This is a genomic window from Polaromonas sp. P3_C2 (assembly GCF_056402675.1).
Window position 1 is genome coordinate 1 of record NZ_JBFUGX010000223.1, and the last position, 6,218, is coordinate 6,218.

At 62.4% G+C, this 6,218-nt stretch carries 5 protein-coding genes and 1 pseudogene; 3 read left to right on the forward strand and 3 right to left on the reverse strand.

All coding sequences use genetic code 11. The features are described from left to right. Positions 1-44 precede the first annotated feature (44 nt). Together AC1DWI_RS11135 and AC1DWI_RS11140 are read right to left on the reverse strand one after the other, a co-directional pair. Positions 45-947: a DMT family transporter gene (locus AC1DWI_RS11135; RefSeq protein WP_477667993.1), complete on the reverse strand. Its 903-nt coding sequence runs from the start codon at positions 945-947 to the stop codon at positions 45-47. Between the two features lie 97 nt (positions 948-1,044). Continuing rightward, a complete protein-coding gene (locus AC1DWI_RS11140) occupies positions 1,045-2,163 on the reverse strand; it encodes an aromatic ring-hydroxylating oxygenase subunit alpha (RefSeq protein ID WP_477667992.1) in 1,119 nt (372 codons plus the stop codon). A 278-nt stretch (positions 2,164-2,441) separates the two neighbouring features. On the opposite strand from AC1DWI_RS11140, the gene AC1DWI_RS11145 reads away from it, so the two are divergent. From AC1DWI_RS11145 to dxs, 3 genes are all read left to right on the forward strand, one after another. Next, positions 2,442-2,702 (forward strand): exodeoxyribonuclease VII small subunit, encoded by a 261-nt coding sequence (locus AC1DWI_RS11145; protein ID WP_477667991.1) that lies wholly within the window; start codon positions 2,442-2,444, stop codon positions 2,700-2,702. 53 nt (positions 2,703-2,755) lie between these two features. After that, the gene (locus tag AC1DWI_RS11150; RefSeq protein WP_477667990.1) at positions 2,756-3,676 is read left to right on the forward strand and encodes a polyprenyl synthetase family protein; all 921 of its coding nucleotides are present in this window, start codon (positions 2,756-2,758) and stop codon (positions 3,674-3,676) included. 65 nt (positions 3,677-3,741) lie between these two features. Then, positions 3,742-5,652, forward strand: coding sequence for a 1-deoxy-D-xylulose-5-phosphate synthase (gene dxs / locus AC1DWI_RS11155; RefSeq protein WP_477667989.1), 1,911 nt, complete (start codon positions 3,742-3,744; stop codon positions 5,650-5,652). 289 nt (positions 5,653-5,941) lie between these two features. On the opposite strand, the pseudogene AC1DWI_RS11160 reads toward dxs, so the two are convergent. Then, positions 5,942-6,218 (reverse strand): annotated as a pseudogene (locus tag AC1DWI_RS11160) (ABC transporter substrate-binding protein); the annotation flags it as partial.

Consider the following 6,218-nt stretch of genomic DNA (forward strand, 5'->3'; position numbering starts at 1 on the left):
GTTGTTCGGCGGAAATCAGGGTGGTGTAGCTCATGGAAAACTCCTTAATGCTCTTCAGCCGGGGCATTCGGCGCAGCGCGGGCGCGCAAAACAGTTGCGGCAATCGCGCTGACGATGATGAGGCCCATGCCGGCCCAGCCGATCAGGGGGATATTGTCGCCAAACAGGATCAGGCTGTAGATAGCCGCGAACACAATGCCCGAGTACTGCAGGTTGGCCACCATCAGCGTGCCGCCATGGTTTTCAGACATGGAATAAGCCTTGGTCATGGACAGCTGGCCCAGTGAAGCCAGGATGCCGATAGGCGGCAGCCACAGCGCGTGTTCCCAGTTCCAGGGTGTGATGCCCATGACGCACATGCCGAGCGCGCCGGCAACCGCCGTGCCCACGGCAAAATAAAACACGGTGCGCGTTTCGGGCTCGCCCATGCGCGAAATCGCCATCACCTGCATGTAGGCAAAGGCAGCACCCAGGCCGGACATCAGGCCCACCAGCCCGGCAAAGGTCTGGTTCTGGTCGATGGCGGGGCGCAGCAGCATGACGACGCCGGCAAAGCTTGCCAGGATGGCCATGACCAGAGGCCCCTGGCTGGGCCCTTTCTGGCCGGCCTTGCCCAGCATCAGCGCACCGCCGACCAGGAAGGCCGCAATCCACACGCTGCTCATGTAGTTGAGCGTCATGGCGGTCGCCAGCGGCAGATGGGCAATCGCATAAAACCAGGCTGACAGCGACATCACGCCAATCACGCTGCGCCAGGCATGCATGGACGGGTAGCGGGTGGCCAGGGTGATGCCGCGCGCGCGGGCGTAGGCGGCCATGAAGACGATGCCCAGGGTGCCGCGGTAGAACACCAGTTCGGCGCTGTTGAAGTGTTCTGACGCGTACTTGACGCAGACCCCCATCGTGGCAAACAGGAAGGAGGAAAGAATCATCCAGACGGCTTGCATCGATTTTCAGGGGAAGGAGTTATGAGTGGTAAAAGAGGCTGGGATCCGCAATGGCTGTGCGCAAACAGCTATCAAATAAATAGCAGTTCCGGTGCCGTCAGATCATCTGCGTGGTTTTGCTGGCGCCCATTTCGCGGCGGTACCACTCGTGAAAGTGCTGCATGCCGTCTTCCATGGGGCTTTGGTAAGGCCCGAACTCGTTGTCACCGCGAACCATCAAGGCCTTGCGGCCGGCGTCCATGCGCAGGGCGATCTCATCGTCTTCCACGCAGGTTTCCATGTAGGCGGCTTGCTGAGCTTCGATGAATTCACGCTCGAAGGCGCAGATTTCTTCGGGGTAAAAAAACTCGACCACGTTGAGCGTCTTGTCGGGGCCCTGTGGATGCAGCGTGCTGACCACCAGCACATGCGGGTACCACTCAACCATCACGTGCGGGTAGTAGGTGAGCCAGATGGCGCCGTATTTGGGCGGCACTCCCTTGCGGTACTGCAGCACCACGTCATGCCATTTCTTGTAGGTGTCGGTGCCAGGCTTGCCCAGCTTGTCCGACACGCCCACGGTCTGCACGGAGTAGTCAGGCTCAAGTTGCCAGCGCAGGTCGTCGGTGGTGACGAAGCCGCCCAGGCCGGGGTGGAAGGGGCCGACGTGGTAGTCCTCCAGGTAGACCTCGATGAAGGTCTTCCAGTTGTAGTTGCACTCGTGCAGGTGCACCTTGTCGAGCTGGTAGCCTGAAAAGTCGAGGTCGGCGTAGGTGGCCAGCTGCGACATCTCGGCCGCCACGTCGCGGCCGGTGTCCTCGAACACCAGGCCATTCCAGGTCGTGGTCTTGTAGCGGTTCAGGTTCAGGCAGGGGTCGATCTCGAAGTGCGGCGCGCCTATGAGTTCGCCCGAGGTGTTGTAGGTCCAGCGGTGCAGCGGGCAGACGATGTTGCTGCCGGTATTGCCGCGGCCCTGCAACATGGTGGATTGGCGATGCCGRCAGACGTTGGAGATCAGCTCGATGCCTGAGGCGTTGCGCACCAGCGCCCGCCCTTCGCCCTCATGCGGCAGGGCGTAATAGTCGCCCAGGTGGGGCACGGCCAGTTCATGGCCCAGGTAGCGCGGCCCGCGGGCAAACAGCTTTTGCTGCTCCCGCTGGTACAAGCCCGCATCGAAGTAGCTGGAAATGGGGAGCTGGCTGGTGGCCTGCAGGAGACGGAGGCTGAGATCAGACATGCAAATTTCGGTGAACATGCCTCCGCGCCAAGGCGGTGGAGGCTGTTGACAAGCGGGTAGGCAGGCTGAGCGACAGCCCACGGAGAAAACAAGGCCGGATATCCCGCAGCAGGGGCACTGCTGTTGTCGAGAACTGTTATCAATTGTACCCGCGCAGGCCTTTTTGCGGGTCTTCGCACGCCGCCGCCGGATAATAGAGATGTATGGATTCGTAGTCCCGGGCGCCGGGGCCGCAACCTGCCTGCAACGGCCTAAAATCAGCCTTCATCCAAATGACCATGGCCAAAAGTCCTTCGTCCACCGCTGCTGCCTCCGCTTCCGTTGTTCCGGCATTGCCCGCCAGCTATGAGGCCGCATTGCAGGAACTTGAAGGGCTGGTTGACAGCCTGGAATCCGGGCAGCTGCCGCTGGACCAACTGCTTACCGGCTACCAGCGCGGTGCGCAGCTGCTGAAGTTCTGCAGGGACAAGCTTGAGGCCGTGGAAACCCAGATCAAGGTGCTGGAAGGCACGGAACTCAAGCCGTGGGTGCAGGAATAACCGGYGCATTGCAGGCAGAACATTCCTTCACCCCCTAAAAAAGAGACCCACGATTGAACGCCCCTGAAAAACTGCCTTTGTTTACCTTGAGCGCCTGGAGTGCCGGGCAGCTTGCCAATGTCGAGAGCGCCTTGTCGCGCTGGGTTGCCTGCCCCAGCGACGCGCCTGCGCCTGCGGGCTTGGGCGACGCCATGCGTTATGCCGTGCTCGACGGTGGAAAACGCCTGCGGCCCTTGCTGGTCATGGCGGCCTGTGAGGCCGTGCAGGGCAATGCGCAAGCCGCCCTGCGGGCTGCCTGCGCGGTAGAGCTGATCCACGCCTATTCGCTGGTGCACGACGACATGCCCTGCATGGACAACGATGTGCTGCGCCGCGGCAAGCCCACGGTGCATGTCAAGTTCGGCCAGGCTCAGGCACTGCTTGCCGGCGACGCCCTGCAGGCGCTGGCATTTGAATTCCTCACGCCGCCCGACGATTCAGTTGATGCGGCCACACAGGCGCGCCTGTGCCGCATGCTGGCTCAGGCGGCCGGTTTTCAGGGCATGGCCGGCGGCCAGGCCATTGACCTTGCCAGCGTGGGCATGCCGCTGACGTCCGTCCAGCTGCATGAAATGCACCGGCTCAAAACCGGTGCGCTGCTGCAGGCCAGCGTGATGATGGGCGCGGCCTGTGGTGCTGCGACACCGGCCGCTCAAGACGCCTTGCGCGATTACGGCGCCGCCGTCGGCCTGGCTTTCCAGGTCGTTGACGACATCCTCGACGTCACCGCTGACTCCGCCACACTGGGCAAGACGGCCGGCAAGGACGCCGCCCAGGACAAACCCACCTTTGTATCGCTGATGGGGCTGGAAGACTCCAAAGCCTATGCGCAGCAGCTGCTGGGCAAGGCACTGCGCAGCCTGGATGCCAGCGGGCTGGGCCACACCGATGCCCTGCGCGCACTGGCGGACATGCTTGTGAACCGTCATCATTGAAGCCGTCATCAGGATTGAATACCGCGGACCGGGAAACCGGCCTTGCCATAAACAGCGACACCACGATGTACCCATTGCTTGAAACCATCAACAGCCCCGCCGACCTGCGGAGCCTGCCCCGCGTTGACCTGAAACCCTTGGCCGACGAACTGCGTGCCTACGTGCTTGACAGCGTTTCAAAAACCGGCGGCCACCTGAGCTCGAACCTGGGCACGGTGGAGCTGACGGTGGCCCTGCATTACGTCTTTAACACCCCCGAAGACCGCCTGGTGTGGGACGTGGGCCACCAGACCTATCCGCACAAAATCCTCACGGGCCGGCGCGAGCGCATGGACAGCCTGCGGCAGTTTGGCGGCCTGTCGGGCTTTCCGCGCCGCGACGAAAGCCCCTACGACACCTTCGGCACGGCCCACTCATCGACCTCGATTTCCGCCGCACTGGGCATGGCGCTGGCCGCCCAGCAAAAAGGCGAAGACCGCCATGCGGTGGCCATCATTGGCGACGGTGCCATGAGCGCCGGCATGGCCTTCGAGGCCCTGAACAATGCGGGCGTGCATGACCATTGCAAGCTGCTGGTGGTGCTCAACGACAACGACATGAGCATCAGCCCGCCGGTGGGCGCGCTGAACCGTTACCTGGCCCAGCTGATGAGCGGGCGTTTTTATGCATCCGCCAGGCACATGGGCAAGCAGGTGCTGCGCGTGGCACCGCCGCTGCTGGAACTGGCCAAACGCCTGGAGTCGCACGCCAAGGGCATGGTCGTGCCTGCCACGCTGTTTGAAAACTTCGGCTTCAATTACATCGGCCCCATCGACGGCCACGATCTCGAGTCGCTGGTCCCCACGCTGGAGAACATCAAACACCTCATGGACACCAAGGGCGGCCCGCAGTTCCTGCATGTGGTCACCAAAAAAGGCCAAGGCTACAAGCTCGCCGAAGCCGACCCCATCGCCTACCACGGCCCCGGCAAGTTCGATCCGGCCATGGGGCTGCAAAAGTCCACCGCACCGGCCAAGCAGACCTTCACCCAGGTGTTCGGCCAGTGGCTGTGCGACATGGCCGAGCACGACAGCCGGCTCGTCGGCATCACGCCGGCCATGCGAGAGGGCTCGGGCATGGTTGAGTTCCACAGGCGCTTTCCTGAACGCTACCATGACGTCGGTATCGCCGAGCAGCATGCGGTGACGTTTGCCGCGGGCATGGCCTGCGAAGGGCTCAAGCCCGTGGTCGCGATTTACTCCACCTTTCTACAGCGCGGCTACGACCAGCTGATCCACGATGTGGCCCTGCAAAACCTGCCTGTCGTGTTCGCGCTGGACCGCGCCGGCCTGGTCGGCGCCGACGGCGCCACGCATGCGGGCGCCTATGACATTCCTTACCTGCGCTGCATTCCCAACATGAGTGTGGCATGCCCCGCCGATGAAAATGAATGCCGCATGCTGCTGAGCTCGGCTTTCGAGCAAAACCATCCGGTGGCTGTACGCTACCCGCGCGGCGCCGGCGCCGGCATCAAGCCGGGAACCGGACTGGAAGCGCTGCCCTTTGGCAAGGGCGAAGTCCGCCGCGAAGGCGCAGGTGTTGCCATCCTGGCTTTCGGCACCTTGCTATACCCGGCCCTGCAAGCCGCAGAAAAACTAGGCGCCACAGTGGTCAACATGCGCTGGGCAAAACCGCTGGACACCGAGCTGCTGCTCAAGGTGGCAGCCAACCACCAAGCCCTGGTGACGGTGGAAGAGGGAGCCATCATGGGCGGTGCCGGCAGCGCAGTCAGTGAAGCCCTGCAGGCCGCAGGCATCGCGAAACAGGTGCTGCATTTGGGCCTGAAAGACGAGTTCATCGAACACGGCGATCCCGCAAAACTGCTCGCCCTCCAAGGCCTGGACGCCACCGGCATCGAAGCGTCCATCACGGCACGTTTTGCCGCATTGCTCGGATCCGGCAAGCCCGGCAAACCGGCACTCAAGTCCGTCGCCTGACCACTGATTCTGCTAAGCCCTGAAGGCTCTTCATTCAAGCAGGGGCCGCAGGCGCAGCGGCCCCCTCGGGGGGCAGGGAGCGACACGAAGTGCGCGACCGTGGGGGCCACGTCGACAGCTTCCCGTCAGCTCTTCAAGGGTAAACCCGGCCGGGTCGAGACCCCCTCATTTTTAGAATTCCCAAAGACCTGCAAAACGGTCTGACTGGTGCCTGAGCCCAGTGGAATTTTCATTTTTACCTTTCGGAGTCAACCTGATGGATCGTCGTTCACTCATCAAACACGCCGGCGTTGCCGGTGTTTTGGCAGCAGGCGTTGCGCCGGCTGTTCAGGCCAAAAGGAATGGCGCCGCCGATGGCAAAGGTTTCGTCCTTGCCGAAGAAATAGTAAGGCGCCGTATGGGCTGCCTCGATGGAGCCTTGCTGCACGCCGTCGACCACACCAAACGCAGGCATCAGTTCGCCCGCAGCATGGACGGAGATTTCAAACTTGCCGCCTGAAATCGCCTTGACATGCTTGGCAAACGTTTCAGCACCTCCATAGATCGTGTCCAGCGATTTGGGGAAG